The following is a 26522-nucleotide window of genomic DNA, read 5'->3' on the forward strand; positions in this document are numbered from 1 at the left end:
TGCTGCATCCCCCTTGGATCGAAATGAAATCGCCGGATTAGTGCTTAAAGTGGCGAACGCCGGTGAATACCATGGCGATGTTGTTCGCATTTGCCGCCGCAATCGATTCCTCGTCTTTAATCGAACCGCCGGTTTGAATGATCGCTGTAACGCCGTGCTTAGCAGCCAGCTCAACCGTATCGCCCATTGGGAAGAACGCGTCGGAAGCGAGTACGCCGCCATTCGCGCCTTCACCCGCTTGCTCGAGTGCAATACGAGCGGAGCCTACGCGGTTCATTTGACCTGCGCCTACCCCAATCGTCATGTTGTCCTTCACAAGCACGATGGCATTCGATTTCACATGCTTAACGACTTTCCAGCCGAAGAGCAGCTGCTTCAGTTCTTCTTCTGTCGGCTTGCGGTTTGTCACGAATTGCAGATCTGCTTCTGTCAGGCTGCGCACATCGCTCTCTTGCACAAGCATACCGCCGTCGACGCTCGTTACGAGCCAATCCGACTTGCGATCCGCGGCTGCGGCAGATAGTTCGCCAAGCTTGAGCAGACGGATGTTTTTCTTCTTCGACAAAATCGCAAAAGCTTCTTCTGTGAAATCTGGCGCGATAATGATTTCGAGGAAAATTTGGCTCAACAGTTCAGCTGTGTCGGCGCCAATCGTGCGGTTCGCCGCAACGATACCGCCGAAGATCGACGTCGGATCAGCCGCGTAAGCTTTTTGATACGCTTCATGAATGGTCGCACCGATGCCTACGCCGCATGGGTTCATATGCTTGATCGCCACTACCGCAGGCTCATCGAATTCTTTTACGATTGCCAGCGCCGCGTTAGCGTCGTTAATGTTGTTGTAAGAAAGCTCCTTGCCGTGCAACTGCTCCGCCGTCGTAATGTTGCCTTGAGCGGCAAGCGGCTTGCTGTAGAACGCTGCGTTTTGATGCGGGTTCTCGCCGTAACGCAGGTCCTGCACTTTCTCGTAGGTTACCGTATAGCTCTCAGGCAGCGTTTCGCCGACCTGCTTCGTCAAGTATTCGGCGATCAAGGAGTCGTAAGCAGCTGTGTGACGGAATACTTTTGCCGTCAGGCGCTTGCGCGTTTCGAGCGTTGTATCGCCGTTTGCCTTCACTTCTTCGATAACAGCCGCGTAATCGGCTGCATCGACAACGACAGTAACGAACTTATGGTTTTTCGCCGCGGAACGGAGCATGGTCGGACCGCCGATATCGATGTTTTCGATCGCGTCAGCGTACTCCACGTCAGGCTTCGCGATTGTTTGCTTGAACGGATACAGATTCACGACAACGAGGTCGATGTACGAAAGTCCAAGCTCTTCCATCACTTTCTGATGCTCGGCATCGTCGCGTACGGCCAGAAGTCCGCTGTGTACAGCCGGATGAAGCGTCTTAACGCGGCCGTCCAAAATTTCCGGGAAACCCGTTACGTCAGAAATGCCGATAACCGGAATGCCTTCCTTTTGCAGCAGGTTGAAGGTGCCGCCTGTCGAAATAATTTCTACGCCTTGCGCCGCGAGCTCGCGGGAAAACTCCACAATACCTGTCTTGTCCGATACACTGATTAACGCTCTGCGAATAGCCACGCTCGAAATCCTCCTTGATTGTTTCAAAATGTTGGCCTGGGTGGGTCCTGCGGATCTGCCATCTGCACATTCACAACCCCAACGGCCTGCCTGCCTAAAATCTATTTTAGTCCGCTCACTGTCTTTATCTTCAGCTTCGTACGGTTACATGTCGGCCGTTCAGCTCGACCCGCCCTTCGGCGATCAGCTGCGTCACACGCGGCAGCAGCTGCTGTTCCGCCGCATGAATACGTTCGGCGAGAGAATCTTCCGTGTCGCCTTCTAGCACCTCGACAGCGCTCTGCGCAATAATCGGTCCGGTGTCCATACCGCCGTCTACGTAATGGACGGTCACGCCGGTCACCTTTACGCCGTAATCAAGCGCCTGCCCGATGCCATTCACGCCGGGAAAAGCCGGCAGCAGCGTCGGATGGACGTTGATCATTCGGCCATAGAAGGGTTCTACCAATACGTCAGTAATAATGCGCATATAACCGGCGAGCACGATCAACTGGATGCCCCGACGCTCCAGCTCGGCCAATATTTCGGCGTCGTAAGCTTCGCGATTCGGGTACTCCTTCGGACGGAACACGAATGTCTCAATTCCCGCTTTGCGCGCCCGTTCGATAACCGGGGCGGACGGCTTATCACAAACAAGAAGCTCGATGGTTGCATCGAGCCTTCCTTGTTGCACCGCATCGGCCAGGGCTTGGAAGTTCGTTCCTTGCCCCGACGCGAATATCGCGAGTCGCAATGCTCCCATTACACTTCCGCTCCCGTGAACGTCACGATTTTGCTGCCTTCCGTTACCGTTCCGATGCGGTAAGCCTTCTCGCCCAGCTCAGCGGCGATGCGAAGTGCTTCTTCCGCTTGCTCGGCAGGAACCACGACGACGAGTCCGATGCCCATATTAAATGTTTTAAACATATCGCGGTTCGTGATCGCGCCTTTTTCCTGCATGAGGCTGAAAATTGGCTGAATCGGCCACGAGCCGTATTCGATGTCAACGTTGACGCCTTCCGGCAATACGCGAGGAATGTTCTCAATAAAGCCGCCGCCTGTAATGTGCGCCATGCCCTTCACTTGCACGCTCTCGATCAGCTTCAGCGCCGATTTCACGTAAATGCGAGTAGGCTCGATCAGAACATCGCCAAGCACCGCATCGCCGAGCTCCGGCAGGCGCTGATCAAGCGAGTAGCCGCTCTCTTCGAGCAGCAAACGGCGAACGAGCGAGAAGCCGTTGCTGTGGATGCCGCTGGATGCGAAGCCGAGCACCGCGTCGCCAGGAGCGATTGTGCTGCCGTCGATGATGTTCTTCTTGTCGACAACACCGACCGTAAAGCCAGCAATGTCATATTCTTCGCCTTGATACATGCCCGGCATTTCCGCCGTTTCGCCGCCGATCAACGCGCAGCCAGACTGTTCGCAGCCGTCAGCGATGCCTTTGACGATCGCTTCGATTTTGGCCGGCTCCACTTTGCCGCATGCCAAGTAATCGAGGAAGAACAACGGTTCAGCGCCTTGAACGATAATGTCGTTCACGCACATGGCTACCGCGTCGATGCCGATCGTGTCGTGCTTATCCAGCGCGAAAGCCAGTTTCAGCTTCGTGCCTACGCCGTCCGTGCCGGAGACGAGAACCGGCTCTTCGTATTTTGATTTGTCCAAGCCGAACAGGCCGCCGAAACCGCCCAGATCGGTCAGCACTCCGGGACGCATCGTTCTTTTTACGTGCTTCTTCATGCGCTCGACAGCTTCATTCCCTGCGTCGATATCGACCCCTGCTTTTTTGTACGCTTCTGACACTTCAGGTCAACCCCTTTACCTATATCTTGATTTGGCCGGCAGCCGCCTAACCGTCCTTGCAGACGTTAGCAGCTGCAGCTTTTATCCGATTCCTCGTTGACCGGCGTCGGATAGTCGTTATCGAAGCAGGCCAGGCACATGCCGCGGTTGTACGCGCCGTCGTTGCCGCCTACGGAGTCGATAAAGCCTTCATTGCTTAAGAAAAATAACGAGTCCGCGTTAATCATCTCGCGAATTTCTTCCACCGTCCGGGAAGAAGCGATCAGCTCCTTGCGGTCCGGCGTGTCGATGCCGTAGTAGCAAGGGTTTTTGAAAGGTGGAGACGTAATGCGCACATGCACTTCGATCGCGCCTGCTTCGCGCAGCATATTGACGATCCGGCGCGAAGTCGTGCCGCGAACGATCGAATCGTCGATCATGACGACGCGTTTGCCTTCAACGACTTTCCGTACAGCCGACAGCTTCATCTTCACGCCTTGCTCGCGAAGCTCCTGCGAAGGCTGGATGAACGTCCGGCCGGTATATTTATTTTTAATCAAGCCAAGCTCGTATGGAATCCCCGTTTGTTCAGCATAGCCGATAGCAGCCGAAATACTCGAATCCGGTACGCCAGTTACGATATCCGCATCGACGAAAGATTCCATCGCCAGCTGCTTGCCCATCCGCTTGCGCGCAGAGTGGATGTTGATCGTATTAATGTCGCTGTCCGGGCGAGCAAAATAGATGTATTCCATCGCGCAGGTCGCGCGGCGCTCAACCGTCGCGTAACGGTCCTCGCGCATGCCGTTCTCGTCCAAAATAAGCAGCTCGCCCGGTTGAACGTCGCGGACATATTCCGCACCGATCGATTCGAAGGCGCACGATTCGGAAGAGAACACATAGCCGTTGTTGCCCATCTTGCCCATCACGAGCGGACGAAGTCCATTCGGATCGGAAGCGACAAGCAGCTTGTCGTTCGTCATGAGCAGGAACGCAAAACCGCCAACAAGACGCTGCAGCGCTTCCTTGGCCGCCGCCTCGAAATCTTTCGGCGAACGGGCGATCAAGTGGGCGATAACCTCAGTGTCGCTGGACGTCTGGAAGATCGAGCCTTGGCTCTCCAGCTCCTTGCGAATTTCCGGCGCATTAACGATGTTGCCATTCGTCGCAACGGCCAGGTCGCCGTCTCGATAACGGAAAATAAGCGGCTGCGCATTCGCCAGCTTGCTCTCTCCCGCCGTCGAATAGCGGACGTGGCCGATGGAACGGTCGCCCTTGAGCGAAGCAATCTTTTCTTTATCGAAAACTTCCTTTACAAGGCCCATGCCCCGGTGGTAAGCGAAGTTATTATTGTCCGCCGTATCGACGGTGCAGATGCCAGCGCTCTCTTCCCCGCGATGCTGGAGAGCGTGCAGGCCGTAATAGGAAAGGGAGGACGCGTTCGGGATGTTGAACACCCCGAACACGCCGCATTCCTCGCGCAATTTATCGAAAATATCGTCGCGGCCGATTCCTTCGTTATAATGATTTCCCGTCCACAGCTTCAGCTGTTTTATTTCATCAGACATGGAATCGCATCCTTCCAGACCTTCTCCAGTTGTTGTACCGGCGCTGCAATGCCGGCTTTGCCGTTGACGTTGACGGTCAGGTCGCTGCCTTTTACCGTGCCGATGACTGCATTCGCTACACCTTGCTCAGCAAGCAGCGCTTGAAGCGCAGTAGCTTGCTCCGGCTTAGCGGAGAGCAGAATGCGGGATTGCGATTCGCTGAACAGCGCATGGTCGGCGCGCAGCGCAGTCGCTACGTTGACTTCAGCGCCGATGCCGCCGCTGATGCACGATTCGGCCAGCGCAGTTGCCAGACCGCCTTCGGAAAGGTCATGCGCCGAAGCGACAAGGCCTTGCTGAATAGCGTTCAGTACAGCGCCGAGCATTTTCTTCTCGTTTGCGAGGTCGATAACCGGAGGACGGCCTTTCGCTTCGCCTGTTGTTACATATTGCAGCTCGCTGCCGCCGAATTCGGCTTTTGTCTCGCCAACGAGGATGATCGCATCGCCTTCGTTCTTGAAGCTTTGCGTCGTAATATGATCGATGTCATGCACCAAGCCAACCATACCGATAACCGGAGTTGGGTAGATGGCGCCTTTTGCATTTTCATTGTACAAGCTGACGTTGCCGCCGATAACCGGCGTATCCAGCACGCGGCAAGCTTCGGACATGCCGTCTGCCGACTTCTCCAGCTGCCAGAACACTTCTGGTTTCTCTGGGTTGCCGAAGTTCAGGTTGTCCGTAATCGCCAGCGGCTCGGCGCCCGAGCAGACGATGTTGCGCGCCGCTTCAGCAACCGCAATGCGCCCGCCCATCTCAGGGTCGAGATAAACGTAACGGCCGTTGCAGTCCGTAGTCATCGCCAAGCCTTTGCGCGTGCCGTCGATCGTAACGACTGCAGCGTCAGAACCCGGTTGAACTGCCGTGGACGTGCGAACCATATAATCATATTGGCTGTAGACCCACTCTTTGCTTGCAACCGTAGGGGATGCGAGCACTTTCTCAAGCGCGCCGTTCAGATCCGTAATTTCTGCGAAATCAGCCGTGTCGATCGCTTCGCTTTCTGCGAAGTAAGCTGGCTCGCTTGATGGCTTCTCGTATACCGGGCACTCGTCAACGAGCGCTTTAACCGGCATATCCGCCACTTCCTCGCCTTTGTGGAACAAGCGCAGACGGCCGTCGTCGGTTACTTTGCCGACTTTGGCGCAAATGATGCCCCAACGGTCGAAAATTTCTTTCGCTTGCTCTTCGTGCTGCGGTTCAACAACGAACAGCATCCGTTCTTGCGATTCCGACAGCATCATCTCGTACGGCGTCATGTCCGTTTCGCGTTGCGGCACTTCGTCGAGGTACAGCTCAAGGCCGTTGCCTGCTTTGGAAGCCATCTCCGCGCTGGAGCACGTAAGACCCGCCGCACCCATATCCTGAATACCGAGAACGATGCCGGAGTTGATCAGCTCGAGCGTAGCTTCCATAACGAGCTTCTCCATAAATGGATCGCCGACCTGTACCGCCGTACGCTTCTCTTCCGATTCCTCAGACAGTTCAACGGAAGCGAAAGTCGCGCCGTGAATGCCGTCGCGGCCTGTTGCCGGACCTACGTAGAAGACCGGGTTGCCAACGCCTTTTGCGACGCCGCGTTGAATTTTATCGTGATCGATGAGGCCTACGCACATCGCGTTAACGAGCGGGTTGCCTTCATAGCTTTCGTCGAACATAACTTCGCCCGCAACAGTCGGAATGCCGATACAGTTGCCATAGCCGGCGATGCCGCTAACGACGTTTTCAAACAAATATTTGACGCGCTCATTCTCGAGGCGGCCGAAGCGCAAGCTGTTCAGCAGGGCAACGGGACGTGCGCCCATCGAGAAAATGTCGCGGATAATGCCGCCTACGCCTGTTGCCGCGCCTTGGTAAGGCTCGACTGCGGACGGATGGTTATGCGACTCGATTTTGAAAACAACCGCTTGATTGTCACCGATATCGACGATGCCGGCGCCTTCACCCGGTCCCATCAGGACGCGTGGTCCGCTGATCGGGAACTTTTTCAAGATCGGTTTGGAGTTTTTGTAGGAGCAATGCTCCGACCACATAACGCTAAATACGCCGATTTCCGTGTAGTTAGGCTTACGGCCGAGAAAACCGCAAATTAATTCGTACTCGTAATCCGTTACGCCGAACTGCGTATAGATACGCTGATCCGCGATTTGTTCTGCCGTAGGCTCCTTAGCCGTTAACTGCTGCGTCATGTTGTTCCCTCCATGCATTCAAAATCGATGTAAACATACGTTTGCCGCCTTCCGAGCCGAACAGTTGATCCATCGCCCGCTCTGGGTGAGGCATCATGCCAACGACGTTGCCGCGCTCGTTGCTAACGCCAGCAATGTTGTCGACCGACCCGTTCGGGTTCGTGTCGCCCGCATAGCGGAATACGATTTGATCATTTGCTTTCAGCTTCGCAAGCGTCTCGTCGTCGCAGAAGTAGTTCCCTTCGCCGTGTGCGATCGGAATATCGATCACTTCGCCTTGAGCGTATTGGTTTGTAAAAGCCGTCTTGTTGTTAACCACTTCAAGCGGCGTTTGATGACAGCGGAATTTCAGACCTGTATTGCGAATCAGGGCGCCTGGCAGCAGTCCTGCTTCCGTCAAAATTTGGAATCCGTTGCAGATGCCAAGCACGAACTTGCCTTGCTCAGCCGCTTTCTTCACTTCGTTCATAACCGGAGCGAAACGGGCAATCGCGCCGCAGCGCAGGTAGTCGCCGTAGGAGAAGCCGCCTGGTACAAGAATAGCGTCATAGCTCGACAAATCCGTCGTGGTGTGCCAGACGTATTCGGCTTGCTCGCCGATCGCTTCGACCGCTTTGAAGCAGTCGATATCGCAGTTGGAGCCGGGAAATACGAGAACCGCAAACTTCATTGTCTTAACCCTCCAGTTCGAAACGGTAGTCTTCCACAACCGTGTTAGCCAACAGCTTTTCGCACATCGCTTTCACTTGCTCTTCCGCTTGGGCGCGGTCGTTCGTATCGAGCGTCAGCTCCAAATATTTACCGATGCGCACTTTGCCGACCTCGGCGAAGCCCATCGTATGCAGCGCGCCTTGAACGGCGGTTCCTTGCGGATCAAGTACATTTTCTTTAATGGTAACGTAAACGATTGCTTTCATTATGGCCTCCTGGGGGTTTAAGTTTTCCGATTATTGAGCCGTACGGCCCGTTCGGTTAAAAGACAAGCCGGGCAGCCTCCTGAAGTGGAGGACGCGCCGGTTATGTTATGTGAAATCGGGAAGCTTGCTTCCTCGTTGATCATGCCTTTTAGCATTCGCCAGATGCTCCTGACGTCTCTTGCCTTGCTATGCTGGTGTTCCTATTCCGTCAACCGACGGTAAATATCAAGATAGCGGTCAGTCGTCGCTTTCACGACTTCTTCTGGAAGCGGAGCCGGCTTGCTGTCGCGGTCCCAATCGGATCCGAGCAAGTAGGTACGCACCGGTTCTTTGTCCATGCTGTCGATCTCGATATCAAACGCATAATTTTCTTCGGCCCAGAAGCGGGAAGCGTCCGGCGTGAAAATTTCGTCGATCAGAATGACTTTGCCGTCGATCAAGCCGAACTCGAATTTGCAGTCGGCCAGGATGATGCCGCGTTTGGCGCAGTAAGCGTGAGCGAACTCGTACAGCTTGATGCTGCGATCACGCAGTTCTTCGGCCAGTTCTGCGCCGACCATCTCCTGCATTTTCGCGAACGGAATATCCTCGTCGTGCCCGACGTCGTTCTTCGCCGCCGGCGTGAAAATCGGCTCCGCGAACTTTTCGTTTTTGCGCATGCCCGCCGGAAGCTCGATGCCGTTGATCGCCTGCGTTTGCTGATATTGTCTCCAGCCGCCGCCGGTGATATAGCCGCGCACGACGCATTCGATATCGATGCGTTCCGCTTTGCGGGTCACCATAATGCGATCCTTCAACAATTCCGGTGCCGTAACAAGATCGCCGAGCTTTTCCACGTCGGTATGAACGACATGATTCGGCTGAATGTCTGCCGTTTGCTCAAACCAGAACGCCGAGAGGCGGTTGAGCACGTTGCCTTTCTCCGGCACAGCTGGATCTAGCACATAGTCAAAGGCCGAGATGCGATCGGTAACGACGATCAGGTAATGCTCGCCAAGATCGTACAGCTCGCGAACTTTCCCTTTGTACAGCAGCGGAGCCTTCACATATTCAGCAGCGCTGGACAAGCTAATCGGTTGCGTAGTCATTCCCCTCGAATCCCCTTTTCCCTTAATTCAATCCCAGACGCGTGAAAATCGTATCGACATGCTTCAGATGCCACGAAGGATTAAACGCATCGTCGATCTCTTCCTTGCTCAGCAAGCCCGTAATCTCAGGCGTCGATTCGATAATGTCGCGGAATTGACGCTGCTCTTCCCAAGCTTGCATCGCGCGCGGTTGAACCGTGTCATATGCTTGCTCGCGGCTAAGCCCTTTGTCGATCAGCTTCGTCATAACGCGGCCGGAGAACGGTACGCCGAACGTGCGCTGCATATTGCGTTTCATGTTCTCAGGGAACACGGTCAAGTTGTTGATAATGTTGCCGAGACGATTCAGCATGTAGTTCAGAAGCATCGTCGCATCCGGCAAAATAACGCGCTCCGCCGAGGAATGGCTGATGTCGCGCTCATGCCAGAGAGGTACGTTCTCGTACGCCGTCAGCATGTGGCCGCGAATGACGCGGGACAGGCCGGAAATGTTCTCGCAGCCGATTGGATTGCGTTTGTGCGGCATTGCGGAAGAACCTTTTTGCCCTTTTGCAAACGGCTCTTCAACTTCACGGAATTCCGATTTTTGCAGCGCGCGAATTTCAGTTGCGAATTTGTCAAGCGAAGTCGCGATGAGCGCTACTGTTGCCATATATTCAGCGTGACGGTCGCGCTGCAGTGTTTGCGTCGAGATCGGAGCAGCGGAAATGCCAAGTTTGTTGCAGACGAATTCTTCGACGAACGGATCGATGTTGGCGTAAGTGCCGACAGCGCCGGAAATTTTACCGAATTCAACGCCTTTGGCCGCATGCTCGAAGCGCTCCAGGTTGCGTTTCATTTCTTCGTGCCAGAGCGCCATTTTCAAACCGAAAGTCGTCGGCTCGGCATGCACGCCGTGCGTCCGTCCCATCATCGGCGTATCTTTATATTGGATCGCTTTCTCGCGGAGAATCGCGACGAAGCGCTCGATATCTTTTTTCAGGATGGCATTGGCTTGCAGAAGCAAGTAGCCTGTCGCTGTGTCGACAACGTCCGTCGACGTCAAGCCGTAATGCACCCATTTGCGTTCCGGACCAACCGTCTCGGATACGGCGCGGGTAAACGCAATTACGTCATGGCGCGTATCTTGCTCGATTTCATAAATACGGTCGATGTTGAAGCTTGCAGCTTTGCGCAGCTCCTCGACGTCTTCCTTCGGAATAACGCCCAGTTCAGCCCAAGCCTCACAGGAGCAAAGCTCGACTTCCAGCCATGCCTGGAATTTATTTTGCTCGGTCCAAATTGCTCTCATTTCCGGTCTGCTGTAACGCTCTAACATGTACGGATCACACCTTCCAAATTTTTGTTTCTTCTATCCAATGAAGCGCAGTTTCCACATCGGCGGCCAGGACGTTGACATGGCCCATTTTGCGTTTGTGCACCGCGTCTTTTTTTCCATATAAATGAACCTTCGGAGCGACGTTCAGCTTTTTCGCAGCTTCGTCATGCCTTGCCATTCTCGCCAGCAGCGGCTCAACGTGCTGCCCCAGCACATTGACCATCACAACCGGCGTCAGCAGCGACGTGTCGCCAAGCGGCAAGTTGCAAACGGCGCGAACATGCTGCTCGAATTGCGACGTTCGGCAAGCCTCCATCGTGTAGTGGCCGCTGTTGTGCGGGCGGGGAGCAAGCTCGTTCACGAACAGCTCGCCCTCCGGCGTCAGGAACAGTTCCACCGCAATCAGGCCGACGGCGCCGAGCCCTTCGGCGATTCGCTTCGCTAACTCCTCCGCTTTGCGCTGAATGTCCTCCGCAATGCGCGCCGGAACGATCGACAAATGCAGGATGTTATCCACATGGATGTTCTCAGCCGCAGGGAAGGTTCGCACTTCGCCTTGCGGGCTTCTCGCCGCAATGACCGACAATTCCTTGTCGAACTTGATGAATTGCTCCAGCACCAGTTCAGCGCCGCTCCGGCTCAGCGTCTCGTAGGCTTCGCCGATCTCATCGAAGCTGCGGATCACCCACTGGCCTTTGCCATCGTAGCCGCCGGTCGCTGTTTTCAAGACGCAAGGCAATCCAAAACGGTTAGCCGCTTCGCGCAGCTCCTCTGCGCTGCGAATCTCGCTGTAAGGCGCAACCTGCACGCCCGCCGCTTCGATCGCGCGCTTCTCGCGAAGGCGATGCTGCGTTGTGTACAGCAACTCACTGCCTTGCGGGACGTATGATTCCGCCATTAGCATGGACGCGACGTCAGCATCGACGTTCTCGAATTCATACGTAATGACGTCCGAGCGCTTCGCCAGCTCTCTCGCGGCTTCACGATCGTCATAAGCGGCGACAATCTGCTCCGATACTTGTCCACAAGGACCGTCCGGCGTCGGGTCAAGCGCAACGAACCGATAACCTATCGCACTGCCGGCGAGCGCCATCATCCGTCCGAGCTGTCCGCCGCCAAGAATGCCGATTGTGCTGCCGGGCAGCAATGTGCGCTGCTCAGCGTTCCGCTGTTCTTTTTCAGCCGTCATAGCGTTTCACTGCTTTCCAGCACTTCTTGCTTTATCCGTTCTCTGCGGGCTTCAACGCGCGCCTGCAGGTCGGCGTCGAAAGCGCCCAAAATTTGCGCCGCGAGCAAGCCCGCGTTCGTACCGCCCGCATTGCCGATCGCCACTGTTGCAACCGGAATGCCCCCTGGCATTTGCACGATCGACAGCAGCGAGTCCAGCCCGTTCAAATTCGACGACTTAACGGGAACGCCAATAACCGGCAGAGCCGTTTTGGCGGCTACCATGCCGGGCAGATGCGCGGCTCCGCCAGCGCCCGCGATAATGACCTTCAATCCGCGTTCAGCTGCCGTTTCCGCATATTCGAACATTAAATCCGGCGTGCGATGCGCCGAAACAACCTTTTTCTCGTAAGGGATTTGCAGTTCTTCCAGTACGTCGCAGGCTAGCTTCATTGTATCCCAATCGGACTTGCTTCCCATGATGACGCCTACCTTCGCAGACATGCGTTCAAACCTTCCTTCATCTATTAGTTATATCCTCGAAATGGAACCGGCCCGGCCCGAACCGGACAAACAAAAAAGTCCGATTGGCAACCGCCGTTCAATGAAAGAACCGCGATTCGCCGTACCGGACTTGCGAGCATCGCGCCGTGCTTGCCCCGCCTGGAGCAGCCATGCGCGTCCGGACGAAGTTGACCTGTCTTTACTTCTCTAATGCGATAACGTAAAGACAGCATAAGGCTGCCTCTTGAAGGAGGCAACCTCTATTCTTGTTCCGGCCTGCTCGTAGTCCGGAAATTACGGTTTCCGGGTAGAAACTCTCGAGCCAAATCCCGAGGATATACGAGTCTTCAACTATTGTGGCGGAGCGCTTCCGCCTTAACCTTCTTTAGTTTATCCAATCCCTCATGGACTGTCAATGAAATATGAATTAAATACGAACATTAAAATGATGCCATTTTAAAAAGGTTCGCTTTTGTGACATATGTAGATTCAAAATTGGATTTAAGCGCCTTCTTCGCCGGACATATTCCATAAAACCTTTAAAAAACGGCACCCCTTTTCGGAAGTATTCCCCATTTTTGCAAATCGATCGGATATTCGCAAAGTGCAACCGGCAGCCGGCAGCCGATTCTCTCATAAACAATCGACAACGCCGATTTCCGGTCAAGTAACGCCTCTGCGACGAATAGAATAGAACGACAGCATTATTCGAACGGAGCGAGGGGGACTTGGGCTTGCTGATCCATACAGTTAAATACGGCGAGTCGCTGGAGCGGCTGGCCGAACGATTCGGCATCGACGTCACTGAACTGGCAAGGGTCAACGGCATGGCGCTGCCATCGCCGCAAGGGGACGGCGTGTGGCTTGCCGTCGGTCAAGCGTTGATTGTGCCGGTAACTGTGCAAGGCCACATCGTTCGCGCTGGCGAATCGCTGTGGGCAATCGCGCAGCGCTACGGAGCGACGCTGCGCGAGCTGATGCAGGTGAACGGGCTGAGCAATCCGGCGCTAATCAAACCCGGACAGCGGATCCATATTCCGCTTCCGCAGAAGCCTACTATCGAGACGAACGCCTATATCGAGAAATTCGGAGCTGAAGGCTACGCGCTTGCGGGCGAGGCGGCTCCTTATTTGACGACGTTAAGTCCGTTCAGCTACCGCATCCAGCAGGATGGTTCCTTGTCGGCACTGGACGACATCGGCGTCATCCAAGCCGCTTACGAGCATGAAGCGGTCCCGATGATGGTCGTCACCAATTTCGAGAACGGCATGTTCAGTACCGACATTGCGAGCTCCGTACTGAATGATCCGGCGATTCAAAGCCGGACAATTACGAATCTAGTCTGCGTGATGCAATCGAAGGGTTATATGGCGCTGCACGTTGATTTTGAATATGTCGCTCCAGAGGACCGCGAATCGTATAACCGGTTTCTAAGCCGTGTCGTCGAGGTTATGCATCGTTACGGCTGGATCGTATCATCCGCTCTTGCGCCTAAGCTTTCCGAGGACCAGCAAGGCCTTCTGTATGAAGCGCATGATTACGCCGCACAGGGACGCATCGTCGATTTCGTTATTTTGATGACCTATGAATGGGGCTGGTCAGGCGGCGCACCGATGGCGGTTGCTCCGTTGAATGAGGTCGTTAAGGTGATCAGCCACGCGCTGAGCGTTATTCCGCCTCATAAAATTATGATGGGGATGCCGCTATACGGCTACGATTGGACGCTTCCTTACGATCAGGGCAATAAGTGGGCGCCTTCGGTCAGCCCCGAGGAAGCCGTATCGCTGGCCGCGCGCACAGGCAGGACTATTCAGTTCGACGAGCTTGCGCAGTCGCCTTACTTTTATTACGAGGACGTACAAGGGAACGAGCATGTCGTCTGGTACGAGGATGCTCGCAGCGTACAGGCCAAGCTTGACATCGTCAAGCAGTTCAAGCTGCGCGGCGTCAGCTATTGGGTGCTCGGCGTCCCATTCCCGCAAAACTGGCAGGCACTGCTGCGGAATTTTAATATTCGCAAGCTTTATTAATTGGAGGGTACTCGTACTAAAAGAGCAACAAGTAGTAGTTGTAACGGCCAAAACGGCCGTTACAGTGGGGTAAAGTAGGCGGACGGGCGATTTAACGGCCATTGTGGCCGTTGGACGGAACGCTAGAGGTCGCATTGGGTCTCCTAAGTAACTTGCTGGAGCTGTAGCGGCCAAAACGGCCGTTACAGTGGGGTAAAGTAGGCGGACGGGCGATTTAACGGCCATTTTGGCCGTTGGGCGGAACGCTAGAGGTCAAATTTAGTCTCCAATGTAACTTGCAGGAGCTGTAGCGGCCAAAACGGCCGTTACAGTGGGGTAAAGTAGGCGGACGGGCGACTTAACGGCCATTTTGGCCGTTGGATGGAACGCTAGAGGTCGAATTTAGTCTCCAAAGCAACTTGCAGGAGCTGCAACGGCCAAAACGGCCGTTACAGTGGGGTAAAATAGCCGATATTGGCCCGAAAAACAAAAAAGGCAGTGCAGGGAAAAGCCCTGACACTGCCTTTTTTCTATAGATTCTTACTCGCCTTGACCGGCAAGTTTATTAATAGCAGGAGCCGATTTATCATCTGCCGCTGTTCCTTCTTCCGACGCTTTATTCGTCGTACGAAGCGGAATTTCTTTAATAAAGAATGTCAGCACGACAGCAACCACGAGAATAAGCGCACCCGTCAAGAACACGGTGGACAACGAAGAGCTGAGCGCTTCGCGCAGCATGTCGACCATTTTCGTAAATGCTGGCTGCAGCTCGGCAGGCAAGCTCTCGAACGTGCTTTTCAGCGCCGGCTGGTCGGTCAGCATTTGCGGGTTGGCGAACTTCGCGAATTTCTCCGCAGTTGCCGGATCGAGCTTCGAAAGGTCGCCGCCGGCGCCCGATTTAGCCAGATCGGTCAAGTTATGCTTCAAGCTCGACGCCAGTACAGTACCCATTACCGCGATACCGATCGTGCCGCCCAAGTTACGGAACAATTGCATCGTTGCCGTAGCAGCGCCCAATTCTTTATGCGGCACGGCATTTTGAATCGTAAGAGAGAAGACTGGCATGCCAAGACCAAGACCGAAGCCGAACACGACCATCGCCAGGACAGCCATCCACACACTGTTCATAACAACCATGATCAGCATACCTGCAAGCATAATCGGCATACCGATCAGCGCGAAACGTTTGTACTTGCCCGTTTTGCTGATCAGCGAGCCGCCGATCGCGCTTGTAATAACCATACCGATCGACATCGGCATCGTCACGTAGCCGGCATGAGTCGGCGAAATGGCAAGCACGCCTTGAACGAAGAAGCTCAAGTAGATAAGCGCGCCCATCATACCGAAGTTCATAATAAAACCAATTACGTTGGACAAAGTAACAATATTGTTTTTAAACATCGAGAGAGGCAGTACCGGGCTTTTCGCTTTCGACTCCACAAAGAGGAAGACCCCCAGCGACACAAGCGTCAGCGCGAACAGACCCAATATTTGACCGGAAGCCCATTCGTACTTCGAACCCGCCCAAGTGAAAGCGAGCAATAAAGGTACGATAGTTGTCGTCAGGAACAACGAACCGAGATAATCAATGGACTCGCCTTGCTTTTTATCTGTTTTCGGAAACAATGCCAAGATCATGACAAAAGCGACGACGCCAAGCGGCAGGAAGATCCAGAACACCCAGTGCCAAGCCATATGGTCAATGATGTAGCCGCCGAGCGTCGGTCCAATCACGCTGGAGAAGCCAAATACGGCGGTCATCAGACCGGTCCATTTGCCCCGCTCGCGCGGAGGGAACAAGTCACCCACGGCAGTAAATGCCGTTGCCATAATAATACCGGCTCCGACGCCTTGAATACCGCGATAAATAATAAATTGATAAACGTCAGTTGCAAGACCTGAAGTAAACGCGCCGATAATAAATAATAAAATACCGACCAGCAAGAACGGCTTGCGTCCATAAATATCAGACAGCTTGCCAACTAGAACGGTCGCAATTGTAGACGTCAGCATGTAAATCGTGATCGTCCAGGTATATAGCTCCATTCCGCCCAGTATGGCAATAATTCTCGGCATGGCAGTACTTACGATCGTTTGGTTGATCGCCGCGAAAAACATCGCGAACATGATGGCAACCATGATCGATAACTTGCGCTTGCTCGATAAATGTTCCATGTTTTCTCTTCCCCTTTTACTAATTTAAATTATCTATATGTGCCAGAAGCTTCGCAAAAATGCGTTTTAAATGCTGAATATCTTCTTCTGGCAATACCATAAACAAGGTCGATATCGATTCGCTCTGCGTATCAAGTAATTGTTCGACCAAACCTCTGCCTTCAGGCGTCATCTCGACGTACACAACCCGACGGTCGTCAGTTGCGCGTTCGCGGACGACATAGCCTTCGGCGACCAGTTTATCGCATACGCCCGTAATGGCGCCCGACGTAAGTCCCATCGACTCGGCCAGCTCCGACACCTTCAATCGTTCTTCCCGATGCAGACTAAACAACAATTTGAACTGCGTATAGGACAACTCACTCGGCATCCGCTTCTTCCACTCATGCTGTATGGATCGGAGCAAGCATCTGAATTGTCCCGAAAATGCAATCAATTCGGCGCTTGTATCCACTATTATTCCTCCCCTACACTCCCGTAATCCCCCTCATTAAAAGCTTGGCTCAATTGCTTTAGGAGTAAAACAATTAATAACAAAGTATTTACAACTATATATTTATTTCATGAAGCAGTCAAATGCAAAAAAAGCCTTTCCGAGCCGCTTAACGAACGCATTTCGCCGTTTTAGCAGCCGGAAGGCCTTTTTACTACTTTAATAATGCTATATCGTGTCTCTTGCTCAATCTTCCAGCCAAATCGTCTTGTCCGCCGCTGCCGTACGCTTCACATCCGGAGGCGTCATATCGGGATAACCGATGTAAATCAGGCCGATGATTTGTTCCTCTGCGCCAAGACCGAATGTATCCTTCATCAACGGATGGTACATCGGGTCGCCGGAGCGCCAGATGGCGCCCAGTCCGTTAGCATGAGCGGCCAGCAGCAGGTTTTGCACGGCGGCATGCGCCGCTGCAATTTCTTCAGTCAACGTCGCACGAGGATCATCCGACGGCGAGCATACAGCAGCGATCACAACGGGAGCACGATAAGCCTTTGTCCGCTCCTTTGCCAGCCTTTCCTCCAATGCCGTGCCGATGCCCGTCTCAAGAGAAGCGAGAGCCACTCTTGCGTAGCCTTCTCCAAGCTTCGCTCTGCCCTCGCCGGTCATCACGATGAATTTCCATGGCTGCGTATTATGATGGCTAGGCGCCCATATGGCGGCATCCAATACCTTTTCGATCAGCTGCTTGTCGACCGGGTCCTTCTTCACCCTTCCGATGGAGCGTCTCGTTCGAATCGCTTCTTCAATGTTCATCGTTTTCAAATCTCCAATCTATTGATTATTGAAATAGCGAGGCGTACTCGCCGTATCCTTCTTTCTCCAAATCCGCTTTCGGAATGAACCGCAACGACGCCGAGTTGATGCAGTATCTCAAACCCGTCGGCCCTGGACCGTCGTTGAACACGTGGCCAAGATGAGAGTCGCCTTCCTTGCTTCGAACCTCCGTCCGAATCATAAAATGGCTCGTATCCGTCAGTTCGGTAACCGTCGACTGTTTCACCGGAGCGGTAAAGCTCGGCCAGCCGCAGCCGGAATCGTATTTCTCGCGCGAGCTGAACAGCGGCTCACCCGATACGATATCGACATACAGACCTTCCTCTTTGTGATCCCAAAATTCGCCGGTAAACGCCCGTTCCGTGGCGTTGTTTTGCGTCACTTCGTATTGCAGTGGAGTGAGGCGGCCCTTCAGCTCGTTTTGATCCTTTTTCACTTTCCAATGACTATCGATAAAAGCGTCGCGTCCCGAGCCTTTTCGATACATTTTATAACGAAGCGGGTTGGTGTGATGATAGCCTTGGTGATAGTCTTCGGCCGGATAAAACGGTTTGGCCGGTTCAATCGCCGTCACAATCGGTTTGTCGAAGCGTCCGCTTTCCTGCAAAGCTTGCTTGGAGGCTTCTGCTGCCGCGCGCTGCTCCTCGCTATAATAGAAGATAGCCGACCGGTACGACTCGCCGCGGTCATGAAATTGGCCGCCCGCATCCGTCGGATCGATTTGCCGCCAGAAAACTTCGAGCAGCTTTTCATAAGTATAAATGGCCGGATCGAATGTGATATGCACAACTTCCGCATGCCCCGTCGTCTCGGAGCAGACCTCTTCGTAAGTCGGGTTTTCCTTATGTCCTCCGCTATAGCCGGATACGACCGACAAAATGCCCGGCGTCTCCTCGAAAGGCGAAACCATGCACCAGAAGCAGCCTCCAGCAAACATCGCTTGTTCTACAGATCCACTCATACCATAACCTCCTATGCCCGTCATCTTCAAGTAAAAGCGAACGGGCTAAATATAAGTATGCAAGCCTTGGCACGTACCATTACGGCTCGCTTTTTATTTACTAACGTCCTTCTATTATAACGCATCCGGCAAATCCCACAAACTGCTATGAAGACCTGCGGCTTTTTCTTTGTTAAAATGTATGGAAACCCGCAACCTTTCACCTATGAACCAACGTCAAAAAATACGGAAACATATTTAGATGCTTTTCGACAAGCGATGGAAACCCGGTAGAATCGGGGAATGTCTTGGTTCGAGGCGGTATTTCGGCAGGGCCGGCGGATATCTTCGGACATCGTTAGAAGCATGTAGATCGGCGGATGGATGCATTCGTTTAATGTTAAAGCCTGACAGAATCGCTGGATGCCTCGTTTGATGTTGAATGCCCGAGGAACCCCGGATGCATTCGTTCAATGTCAACACTCGGTTCGATTAGATCATCTTTCGCCTTTATTTTGACGATAGTAATTACACGGGGACCAACAGATGCCTTCAAATACGTCCTTTGCAGTTCGTTCACTCGCTTCGCAGTTCGACAACGACGACTACATGCGCAGAAGAGGTGAACGTAAAAACGATGAGTAACGCACCATTGGAAGCTTCTAAACCGGGGCTCTACGGAACGCCTCCCCGTTCCCGTAGAAGCAGACGGTATTTCTATTTATTCGTTATGATTTGGCTAATTCTTATTATGCTCGGAATCGGCGGCGCTAAGCTGTACAGCGACCATATTCAACGACAAGTAACGGCGGATATTGCCGTGCAAACGGAAACCCAGCTCGCTGCTATGCAGAAGCAGTACGACGAGAAGCTGGACAAGCTCGAAGCTAGCTACAAAGAGGATCTCGCCGGCCTGGAATCCAAGGTCGACGCATTAAACGAGCTGCTTACTTTTACGAAGGATAACGCCGATGTTAAGACCGACAACAGCAATAAGCTGTATACGCAATTGAACGAAGTGAAGAAGAAGCTGAATGAACTGCAAAAAAGCTTGGACGTGCTGAAATGAATACGTCCATTCGTTACATGAACCGCACCCTGTTGCTCGCCTGCACACCATTTCTCGGCATGCTGATCTGGCTGCTATTTACCGACATTTCGGTTATTGTTGCAGACACTCCGCTGCCGGAATTGGCAGAACGGGCTCCTGAGCATGCCGCTGCGCCAGACAAGGCGAATGCCGCGCTCGATCAGGCCCATCAGACCGCCGCTCAAACGAGCACTTCGCTGCAGAAACAGTTGAAGCTATACAAGCAGACGAACTCGGAGATGTCCGAAATTGTAAAAAAGGCGACGGTTCAGGCAAAGCGGCCGCTCGAGATCTACGACCGCAACATCACATCGAAGCTTGGCAATCCTGCGGGAACGATCAATTCGGATAACATTAGGGCGCAGCTGTTCTACATACAAGCCGAGAATTTTAAATTGTACGCCATTAAAGTAAAGCTGAAATCCGATAAAGCGATGCGGATGGTGCTTGGCGACGATAAATATGGCGGAGCCGAAACGACATTGTCAGCGGTCAAGCGAACGGGCGCGATTGCGGGAGTCAACGCTGGCGGTTATGCCGACGGTGGCGGAAAACGTTACCCTCTTAGCACGACAATGCTCAACGGAGATTATGTAAACGGCTTTGAAGCCTCCTACTCCGATCTTTTCTTCGTCGGCTTGAATGAAAACAACAAGCTTGTCGGAGGCAACTTTACCAATCGCAATCAACTTGACGGAAAAAACGTCAAGTTCGGCGCATCCTTTGTACCGGTACTATTGAAGAACGGCTCTGCGATGCAGATCCCGTCCAAATGGCAATCCAGTCCCGCCCGCGCGCCGCGGACCGTCATTGCGAACTACAAGGATGATCAGCTGCTCATCCTTGTCGCCGACGGCCGCAACGAGGGCGGAAGCTCCGGGGCAACGCTTGCCGAGCTCCAAATCCTGCTGCGCCGCTTCGGTGCCGTCGATGCTTATAACCTCGATGGCGGAGGCTCGTCCTCGCTCATCTGGAACGGTCGCATCATCAACAAACCTTCCGACGGACAGCTTCGCAGGCTGCCGACGCACTTTTTATTTTTTAAATAGCACTGCTGTGTAAAGAGCAAGGGGCATCTCGTCAACTACGGTTGACGGGATGCCCCTTTTTTGTTAGATGACCCGTGCGAGCATAGCTGTAAGGCTAGTTGGAGCCTTACAGCTATGCTCGCATGGGTTTTTCCCTTCTGTAAGGCTAATTGGAGCCTTACGGGCATGCTCACACGGGCTTTTCCCTTCTGTAAGGCCAGTTGGAGCCTTACAGACATTCTCACACGGGCTTTTCTCTTCTGTAAGGCCAGTTGGAGCCTTACAGACATTCTCACACGGTATTTTCCTTTCTGTAAGGCCAGTTGGAGCCTTACAGACATTCTCACACGGTATTTTCCCTTCTGTAAGGCCAGTTGGAGCCTTACAGACATGTTCGCACGATATTTTCTCTTCTGTAAGGCCAGTTAGAGCCTTACAGACATTCTCACGCGGGCTTTTCACTTCTGTAAGGCCAGTTGGAGCCTTACAGCTATGCTCGCACGGACTTTTCTCTTCTGTAAGGCTAGTTGGAGCCTTACAGCTGTGCTCGTATGGGTTTTTCCCTTCTGTAAGGCTAGTTGGAGCCTTACAGACATTCTCACGCGGGCTTTTCCCTTCTGTAAGGCCAGTTGGAGCCTTACAGACATGCTCGCATGGGTTTTTCCGTCTTACAGCTACGCTCAACACGCACTTTTCTAGGCTGTAAGACGGAAAACCGGCTTACAGCGGCTCTCACTCGCACTTTTCCGGGCTGTAAGACGGAAAAACGTCTTACAGCCGCCCTCATACGCACTTTTCCATGCTGTAAGACGGAAAACCGTCTTACAGCGGCGCTCACACGCGTTTTTCCGAGCTGTAAGACGGAAAACCGGCTTACAGCGGCCCTCACACCCACTTTTCCGGGCTGTAAGACGGAAAAACGTCTTACAACGGCGCTCACACGCGTTTTTCCGAGCTGTAAGACGGAAAACCGTCTTACAGCGGTCCTCACACCCACTTTTCCGGGCTGTAAGACGGAAAATCGTCTTACAGCTGTGCTCACACGCACTTTTCCATGCTGTAAGACGAAAAACCGTCTTACAGCTACCCTCACACGCTCTTTTCCATGCTGTAAGACGGAAAACCGGCTTACAGCGGCCCTCACACGCACTTTTCCATGCTGTAAGACGGAAAAACGTCTTACAGCCGCCCTCACACGCTCTTTTCCATGCTGTAAGACGGAAAAACGTCTTACAGCCGCCCTTACACGCACTTTTCCATGCTGTAAGACGGAAAAACGTCTTACAGCCGCCCTCAACGCTCTTTTCCATGCTGTAAGACGGAAAAACGTCTTACAGCTACGCCCACACGCACTTTTCCATGCTGTAAGACGGAAAACCGTCTTACAGCTACGCCCACACGCTCTTTTCCGTGCTCGCACGGATACCACTCGCTCCACAAAGCCAAGACGGCGCTACCCCAATAAAAAAAGCAAGACCGGACACGGGAGCCCCCCAGCTCTCTGTCCGGTCTTGCTTGAACGGCGCCGGTCCAGCGCCAGTTCATTCATTTTCTTTTTATTCGCCGCCCATGAAGAGATAGCGGCCGAGGATGACGAGGGCGATAACCCACATCAGCCAGTGAATCTTATATTTGCCTTTGCCGGACACGTTCGCAACAGTAGCCAAAGCTACATAAGTTACGATACCGAACGAGATACCGTTAGCAATGTTGTAAGTAAGCGGCATAAGCGCGAACGTCAGGAACGACGGGATCGCATATACCATGTCGGAGAAGTCGATCTCCTTAATGGATTGCATCATGAGTACGCCGACAATGATCAGCGCTGCGTTAGTTGCCGCTGCTGGAACGAGCGCTACGAGCGGCGACAGGAAGATCGCGAGCAAGAAGCAGATACCCGTTGTAACGGAAGTCAGACCTGTACGTCCGCCTTGCGCGATACCGGAAGAGCTCTCTACAAAAGCCGTTACCGTACTTGTACCAAGCACTGCACCGCCGCTGACGCCGATTGCGTCAACGAACATCGCTTTACCAACGCGTTTCTTGCCCTTCTCAGCGTCTTTCATCAAGCCTGCACGGTTAGCTGTGCCGACAAGCGTTCCGAACGTGTCGAACAATTCAACGAACGTGAACGTCAGGATAACCGTTACTAGGCCAACTTCGAATACGCCAGCGAAGTCGAAGTGCCAGATATTCATTGTCGAGAAGTCAGGAATCCAAGTTTTTCCGGAAACCGTATCACCTACATTAACTTTACCGGTCAAAATGGAAATAGCCGTTGTGCCAAGGATACCCCACAGTATTGCCCCAGGAACACGCAGAACCATCAGAACGCCAATCAACAGCAAACCGATAATCGTCATGTACACATCGGAATGAGCCAGGCTGCCCAGATGGATAACCGATTCATTACTAGTAATTTCCGTATAAGCGCCAGCTTTAATGTCGTCAAAGCTCGATACGGCAATTGACATGATGCCGCTGCCTTTCAAGGCGATGATCGTGATAAAAAGACCGATACCGACCGTAATGGCATGCTTCAAGCTGTCCGGAACAGCTGTAATCAGCATCTGGCGGATTTGCGTCACCGTCAGAATGATGAAAATAATACCGGAAATAAAGACCGCGGTCAGACCCATCGCTACCGAAATCGGCTGGTCCGTTGCCTGCGAAGCGATAATAACCGAAGCAAAGTAAGCATTAAGGCCCATGCCCGGCGCGAGCGCTACCGGGAAGTTTACGAAAATCCCCATCGCGATCGAGAAAACACCTGCGGCAATCGCCGTTGCCAAAAATACTGCCGTCCAGTCAAGTCCAGCTGGAGTCAATATAATCGGGTTGACAGCCAAAATATAAGCCATCGTCATAAACGTGGTCAGACCGGCCATAATCTCCGTTCTAACGTTAGAACCATGTTCCTTTAACTTAAAGAAACGTTCCATTATGCATCATTACCTCCCCAAAATGTGTACAAGCACGCAAATAAGCCCAGGAATGCGAATTGTCGCACAATATCCCTAGGCTCTGCAAAAAGCGGAAAAGTATCCGTGGACCGGACGGTCTTTTCCTCGCCTTTCGTAGCCTGATCATTTACGGTGATCGGTAGAGACTCTCAAGCCAATTCTTGAGAATATACGAAAAGAGTATTCAATTGAGTTAATCGTTATCATTCTAATAGCGGTTAAATCATTTTGTCAACCCATTTCACATGAGTTGATGGTAAAAAATAACTATATTATACACACTTGATTCGTACTATTGACTCATAGCGACCATAACTTTACAGTTTTAGTTTAAATTATTCCGCCTAAAGCAATAAATTTTGTCAGCATTAGTCTTCTACCGGCCAATATCGGGATAACGATGTAGTTTATCGCCTAGTTTGTAACCCTCATCGAAAATCAAATAACGGGCCAGATAGGATAGAAAACCGATCCTCCTTCAAGCCCGTTATTTGATGGGTAACCTTGTATATCAATCCCACACTGCCCAGTTGCATGGCTTCACGCCATACTCACAGCACCTGGATGGGTCGGGTTAAGCGCGGAAAAAATTCGGCAAATAGTCGCGGTTTGCTTCCAGCATATCGTTCAGCATCGGCTTGGCAACGGCAATGCCCGGCACAAGCGGATGATGAACCATCGCCTGCAGCGCAACGCCGCGGTCGCCTGTAATGGCGGCTTCAACCGTCATCGCCTCATACGTTTTAACCGCATGGATCAGCCCTTTAATATGCTCAGGGACACGTTGCGGCGGAATCGGAATCGGCCCTTGTCCCGTGACGACGCAGTTTACTTCAATGCTGGCGTCATCCGGCAAAAAGTCGAGAATGCCGTTGTTCCGCACGTTCAGCGTCTGAATATCCCGGCGATCGGTATAAAGCGAGTGCATCAAATTAACAGCCGCTTCGGAGTAGTAAGCGCCGCCGCGCTGCTCCAGCTGTTTTGGCTTCTCCTTCAGATTGACGTCCTTATAAAGCTCGAACAACTCTCCCTCTACTCGGCTGACGACATCTGCGCGCGTACCGTTTTTCGCAATCGATTCCTTCATATCCGCCAGCATCGTATCCGTCATGTAGAAATAACGAAGATAGTACGTCGGAATAGCGCCTAGCGATGAAAGGAAGTCGGCGTCCCAGTCGAAAGCCTTCACGTTCGAAGCCGTATACTCCTTACCGGAACCGATCATCTCGCCGAGCTTATCTTCGCCGTTCACATAAGCGGCAGTCACCCAGTGCAAATGGTTAATGCCCACAAATTCCGGCAGCGTCTCGCGCTCTGTAACGCCGTACTGCTTGGCCAGGAACTTCTGGAAGTTGATCGGCGAATTGCACAAGCCAACGGTCTTCACTTTGGTGTGCTTCTGTACCGCTTCGGTTACGATGCCCGCCGGATTGGTAAAGTTCAGCATCCAAGCGTTTGGCGCCAGCTCCTCGATATCTTTGCAAATGTCGAGAATAACCGGTACCGTCCGCAACGCTTTAAACATGCCGCCTGGCCCCGTTGTTTCTTGCCCAATGACGTCGTACGAAATCGGGATATGCTCATCGCGCTTACGCGCTGCCAACAGTCCGACGCGAATTTGCGTCGTAACGAAGTCCGCACCCGCAATCGCCTCGCGGCGGTTCAACGTCAGCTTGACCTCCATCGGCAGCCCCGCCTGCTCGACCATCCGTTTCGCCAATTCTCCGACGATCTCCAGCTTGTGGCGGCCTTCCTCAATATCGACCAGCCAAAGCTCGCGAATCGGCATTTCGTCGTATTTTTTAATAAAACCTTCTACAATTTCAGGCGTATACGAGGAGCCTCCCCCGATAACGGCAACTTTCAGCGCTTTTTTCTCCATCTGAATCAAGCCTCCTGTTTGTTATATCAATCTAACTCTATTCAAGCTTTATTTAAAACTGATGGACCTAAGCGCAGCATCCACCTGTTCGCTAATAACGAGTCCCCCGTTATCCATTGCGCTCATGACAGCGCCGATAACCGGATCGACCTCAAGCCTTACGATTTCGGCATTAGGCGCCGTTTCGGCTACCTTCCGTTTGATGGCCTCCACCATATGCGCCGAGCTTCCCTTGGACATGACGCTCCCGGCAAGCACAACGTCAAAACGTTCTTGCTCCATTCCAAGCCTTTTAATCAAGGCATTCACAGCGTTTCCGTGCTCAGCGCCGGCCTCCTCCAAAATACGAATGGCGACCTCATCCCCCAGCGCCGCCGCTTCGAACATCGTTCTAGCCAGCACCGCTTGCGGTCGTTTACCGTTATATAAAGCGTCATCGTACATGTCCCATACCGAGTCGTAGCCGAGCTTCTTCGGCACCATTTCCAGCAGCATCGTCTGCTTCTCCCGACCTTCCGCAGCCCGGATAGCCGCCCGGAACGCATGCACGGCCAGATCAGAACCCGACCCCATACCGTCGCCGAACAAATAGCCGAACCCGCCGTATTGCAGTTCCTCGCCTTTCGCATTGCGCGCAGCGCTGTTAAAGCCCGTACCGCTAATAATAACGGCGCCATAAGAGCGTTTCGTACCCGCCCTCATGCCGATCATCGTATCGCAAGAAATCGCGTACCGTTCGTAACCGAGCGAAGCAATCAATGGACGGAGAATCACGTAGTCTGGCTCCCGGTCCGCTCCTGCCAAGCCGAAGTATGCGTAAGTAATGTCGCTTTTCGTCAAGCCGGCTTGCTGCAGCGCTTCGTTGCAAGCTTTCTCAATATTCGCTCTCGCGTCGCCAGACGTCTGATGGTTGCCGTTGCCGCCTTGGCCCCGGCCAAGCTCGCGTCCTTCCGCATCGACAATGAGCGCATGCGTTTTGCTGCCCCCCGCGTCGATTCCTAAAAAGATCATGTCTGTTTC

General features: G+C 53.1%; 22 protein-coding genes and 2 riboswitches. Of the genes, 3 read left to right on the forward strand and 19 right to left on the reverse strand.

Translation table 11 applies throughout. The features are described 5' to 3' along the window. Nucleotides 1–37: 37 nt before the first annotated feature. The 12 genes from purH to ACFVTB_RS03865 form a co-directional block, all read right to left on the reverse strand. Nucleotides 38–1588 carry a bifunctional phosphoribosylaminoimidazolecarboxamide formyltransferase/IMP cyclohydrolase gene (gene purH, locus ACFVTB_RS03810; protein ID WP_387745421.1) on the reverse strand — a complete coding sequence of 517 codons (1551 nt, stop codon included), beginning with the start codon at nucleotides 1586–1588 and terminating at the stop codon, nucleotides 38–40. A 130-nt stretch (nucleotides 1589–1718) separates the two neighbouring features. Then, nucleotides 1719–2330 carry a phosphoribosylglycinamide formyltransferase gene (purN, locus tag ACFVTB_RS03815; protein ID WP_387745424.1) on the reverse strand — a complete coding sequence of 204 codons (612 nt, stop codon included), beginning with the start codon at nucleotides 2328–2330 and terminating at the stop codon, nucleotides 1719–1721. Then, nucleotides 2330–3373: a phosphoribosylformylglycinamidine cyclo-ligase gene (gene purM, locus ACFVTB_RS03820; protein ID WP_387745427.1), complete on the reverse strand. Its 1044-nt coding sequence runs from the start codon at nucleotides 3371–3373 to the stop codon at nucleotides 2330–2332. The genes purN and purM overlap by 1 nt, the downstream gene beginning before the upstream one ends. A gap of 65 nt (nucleotides 3374–3438) precedes the next feature. Further along, nucleotides 3439–4920, reverse strand: a complete 1482-nt coding sequence (gene purF, locus ACFVTB_RS03825) for an amidophosphoribosyltransferase (protein ID WP_387745430.1) — start codon at nucleotides 4918–4920, stop codon at nucleotides 3439–3441. Next, on the reverse strand, nucleotides 4905–7148 hold the full coding sequence (purL, locus tag ACFVTB_RS03830; protein WP_387745433.1) for a phosphoribosylformylglycinamidine synthase subunit PurL: 2244 nt from the start codon (nucleotides 7146–7148) through the stop codon (nucleotides 4905–4907). The genes purF and purL overlap by 16 nt, the downstream gene beginning before the upstream one ends. Beyond that, the gene (purQ, locus tag ACFVTB_RS03835) at nucleotides 7126–7818 is read right to left on the reverse strand and encodes a phosphoribosylformylglycinamidine synthase subunit PurQ (RefSeq protein WP_387745436.1); all 693 of its coding nucleotides are present in this window, start codon (nucleotides 7816–7818) and stop codon (nucleotides 7126–7128) included. The genes purL and purQ overlap by 23 nt, the downstream gene beginning before the upstream one ends. A gap of 4 nt (nucleotides 7819–7822) precedes the next feature. Continuing rightward, nucleotides 7823–8068 (reverse strand): phosphoribosylformylglycinamidine synthase subunit PurS, encoded by a 246-nt coding sequence (gene purS, locus ACFVTB_RS03840; protein WP_387746179.1) that lies wholly within the window; start codon nucleotides 8066–8068, stop codon nucleotides 7823–7825. Between the two features lie 197 nt (nucleotides 8069–8265). Continuing rightward, nucleotides 8266–9153, reverse strand: a complete 888-nt coding sequence (locus tag ACFVTB_RS03845) for a phosphoribosylaminoimidazolesuccinocarboxamide synthase (protein ID WP_387745439.1) — start codon at nucleotides 9151–9153, stop codon at nucleotides 8266–8268. Nucleotides 9154–9175: 22 nt separating this feature from the next. After that, nucleotides 9176–10471, reverse strand: a complete 1296-nt coding sequence (purB, locus tag ACFVTB_RS03850) for an adenylosuccinate lyase (RefSeq protein ID WP_387745442.1) — start codon at nucleotides 10469–10471, stop codon at nucleotides 9176–9178. Nucleotides 10472–10478: 7 nt separating this feature from the next. After that, on the reverse strand, nucleotides 10479–11660 hold the full coding sequence (gene purK, locus ACFVTB_RS03855) for a 5-(carboxyamino)imidazole ribonucleotide synthase (protein ID WP_387745445.1): 1182 nt from the start codon (nucleotides 11658–11660) through the stop codon (nucleotides 10479–10481). Beyond that, complete coding sequence (gene purE, locus ACFVTB_RS03860; protein ID WP_387745448.1) at nucleotides 11657–12142, reverse strand: 5-(carboxyamino)imidazole ribonucleotide mutase; 486 nt, start codon at nucleotides 12140–12142, stop codon at nucleotides 11657–11659. The genes purK and purE overlap by 4 nt, the downstream gene beginning before the upstream one ends. Nucleotides 12143–12165: 23 nt before the next feature. Further along, nucleotides 12166–12375: a hypothetical protein gene (locus ACFVTB_RS03865; RefSeq protein WP_387745451.1), complete on the reverse strand. Its 210-nt coding sequence runs from the start codon at nucleotides 12373–12375 to the stop codon at nucleotides 12166–12168. Between the two features lie 30 nt (nucleotides 12376–12405). Further along, a riboswitch (purine riboswitch) is annotated at nucleotides 12406–12505 on the reverse strand. A gap of 371 nt (nucleotides 12506–12876) precedes the next feature. Between ACFVTB_RS03865 and ACFVTB_RS03870 the strand changes: the two genes are divergently transcribed. Then, entirely contained in the window at nucleotides 12877–14172 is a 1296-nt protein-coding gene (locus tag ACFVTB_RS03870) for a LysM peptidoglycan-binding domain-containing protein (protein WP_387745454.1), read from the forward strand. A 519-nt stretch (nucleotides 14173–14691) separates the two neighbouring features. Here ACFVTB_RS03870 and ACFVTB_RS03875 read toward each other — a convergent pair. The 4 genes from ACFVTB_RS03875 to msrA all read right to left on the reverse strand — a co-directional run bounded on the left by ACFVTB_RS03875 (nucleotide 14692) and on the right by msrA (nucleotide 18560). Beyond that, complete coding sequence (locus ACFVTB_RS03875) at nucleotides 14692–16326, reverse strand: MDR family MFS transporter (protein ID WP_387745457.1); 1635 nt, start codon at nucleotides 16324–16326, stop codon at nucleotides 14692–14694. A 19-nt stretch (nucleotides 16327–16345) separates the two neighbouring features. Further along, complete coding sequence (locus ACFVTB_RS03880; protein WP_387745460.1) at nucleotides 16346–16780, reverse strand: MarR family winged helix-turn-helix transcriptional regulator; 435 nt, start codon at nucleotides 16778–16780, stop codon at nucleotides 16346–16348. Between the two features lie 225 nt (nucleotides 16781–17005). After that, a complete protein-coding gene (locus tag ACFVTB_RS03885; RefSeq protein WP_387745463.1) occupies nucleotides 17006–17578 on the reverse strand; it encodes a nitroreductase family protein in 573 nt (190 codons plus the stop codon). Between the two features lie 25 nt (nucleotides 17579–17603). Continuing rightward, a complete protein-coding gene (gene msrA, locus ACFVTB_RS03890) occupies nucleotides 17604–18560 on the reverse strand; it encodes a peptide-methionine (S)-S-oxide reductase MsrA (RefSeq protein ID WP_387745466.1) in 957 nt (318 codons plus the stop codon). 616 nt (nucleotides 18561–19176) lie between these two features. Here msrA and ACFVTB_RS03895 point away from each other — a divergent pair. Further along, nucleotides 19177–19608, forward strand: coding sequence for a hypothetical protein (locus ACFVTB_RS03895; protein WP_387745469.1), 432 nt, complete (start codon nucleotides 19177–19179; stop codon nucleotides 19606–19608). Next, complete coding sequence (locus ACFVTB_RS03900) at nucleotides 19605–20678, forward strand: phosphodiester glycosidase family protein (RefSeq protein WP_387745473.1); 1074 nt, start codon at nucleotides 19605–19607, stop codon at nucleotides 20676–20678. Before ACFVTB_RS03895 ends, ACFVTB_RS03900 begins: the two co-directional genes overlap by 4 nt. Before the next feature lie 1535 nt (nucleotides 20679–22213). Here ACFVTB_RS03900 and ACFVTB_RS03905 read toward each other — a convergent pair. The 3 genes from ACFVTB_RS03905 to ACFVTB_RS03915 form a co-directional block, all read right to left on the reverse strand. Then, nucleotides 22214–23599 (reverse strand): NCS2 family permease, encoded by a 1386-nt coding sequence (locus ACFVTB_RS03905; RefSeq protein ID WP_387745476.1) that lies wholly within the window; start codon nucleotides 23597–23599, stop codon nucleotides 22214–22216. Between the two features lie 116 nt (nucleotides 23600–23715). Beyond that, nucleotides 23716–23815, reverse strand: a riboswitch (purine riboswitch). Between the two features lie 379 nt (nucleotides 23816–24194). Continuing rightward, on the reverse strand, nucleotides 24195–25502 hold the full coding sequence (locus tag ACFVTB_RS03910) for a 6-phospho-beta-glucosidase (protein WP_387745479.1): 1308 nt from the start codon (nucleotides 25500–25502) through the stop codon (nucleotides 24195–24197). Between the two features lie 48 nt (nucleotides 25503–25550). Continuing rightward, on the reverse strand, nucleotides 25551–26513 hold the full coding sequence (locus ACFVTB_RS03915) for an N-acetylglucosamine kinase (RefSeq protein ID WP_387745482.1): 963 nt from the start codon (nucleotides 26511–26513) through the stop codon (nucleotides 25551–25553). Between the last annotated feature and the right edge of the window lie 9 nt (nucleotides 26514–26522).

Origin of the sequence: Paenibacillus sp. NPDC058071, assembly GCF_042885235.1 — a bacterium.
Classification (GTDB): Bacteria; Bacillota; Bacilli; order Paenibacillales; family Paenibacillaceae; genus Pristimantibacillus.

Coding starts and splice junctions, on each gene's coding strand:
- ACFVTB_RS03845 (WP_387745439.1), bottom strand. CDS start 9,153: ATGACTACGCAACCGATTAGCTTGTCCAGCGCTGCTGAATATGTGAAG.
- ACFVTB_RS03900 (WP_387745473.1), top strand. CDS start 19,605: ATGAATACGTCCATTCGTTACATGAACCGCACCCTGTTGCTCGCCTGC.
- purK (WP_387745445.1), bottom strand. CDS start 11,660: ATGACGGCTGAAAAAGAACAGCGGAACGCTGAGCAGCGCACATTGCTG.
- purE (WP_387745448.1), bottom strand. CDS start 12,142: ATGTCTGCGAAGGTAGGCGTCATCATGGGAAGCAAGTCCGATTGGGAT.
- purN (WP_387745424.1), bottom strand. CDS start 2,330: ATGGGAGCATTGCGACTCGCGATATTCGCGTCGGGGCAAGGAACGAAC.
- ACFVTB_RS03865 (WP_387745451.1), bottom strand. CDS start 12,375: ATGCTGTCTTTACGTTATCGCATTAGAGAAGTAAAGACAGGTCAACTT.
- ACFVTB_RS03885 (WP_387745463.1), bottom strand. CDS start 17,578: ATGAACATTGAAGAAGCGATTCGAACGAGACGCTCCATCGGAAGGGTG.
- ACFVTB_RS03910 (WP_387745479.1), bottom strand. CDS start 25,502: ATGGAGAAAAAAGCGCTGAAAGTTGCCGTTATCGGGGGAGGCTCCTCG.
- purQ (WP_387745436.1), bottom strand. CDS start 7,818: ATGAAGTTTGCGGTTCTCGTATTTCCCGGCTCCAACTGCGATATCGAC.
- purL (WP_387745433.1), bottom strand. CDS start 7,148: ATGACGCAGCAGTTAACGGCTAAGGAGCCTACGGCAGAACAAATCGCG.
- ACFVTB_RS03905 (WP_387745476.1), bottom strand. CDS start 23,599: ATGGAACGTTTCTTTAAGTTAAAGGAACATGGTTCTAACGTTAGAACG.
- ACFVTB_RS03875 (WP_387745457.1), bottom strand. CDS start 16,326: ATGGAACATTTATCGAGCAAGCGCAAGTTATCGATCATGGTTGCCATC.
- purB (WP_387745442.1), bottom strand. CDS start 10,471: ATGTTAGAGCGTTACAGCAGACCGGAAATGAGAGCAATTTGGACCGAG.
- ACFVTB_RS03915 (WP_387745482.1), bottom strand. CDS start 26,513: ATGATCTTTTTAGGAATCGACGCGGGGGGCAGCAAAACGCATGCGCTC.
- purF (WP_387745430.1), bottom strand. CDS start 4,920: ATGTCTGATGAAATAAAACAGCTGAAGCTGTGGACGGGAAATCATTAT.
- msrA (WP_387745466.1), bottom strand. CDS start 18,560: ATGAGTGGATCTGTAGAACAAGCGATGTTTGCTGGAGGCTGCTTCTGG.
- ACFVTB_RS03895 (WP_387745469.1), top strand. CDS start 19,177: ATGAGTAACGCACCATTGGAAGCTTCTAAACCGGGGCTCTACGGAACG.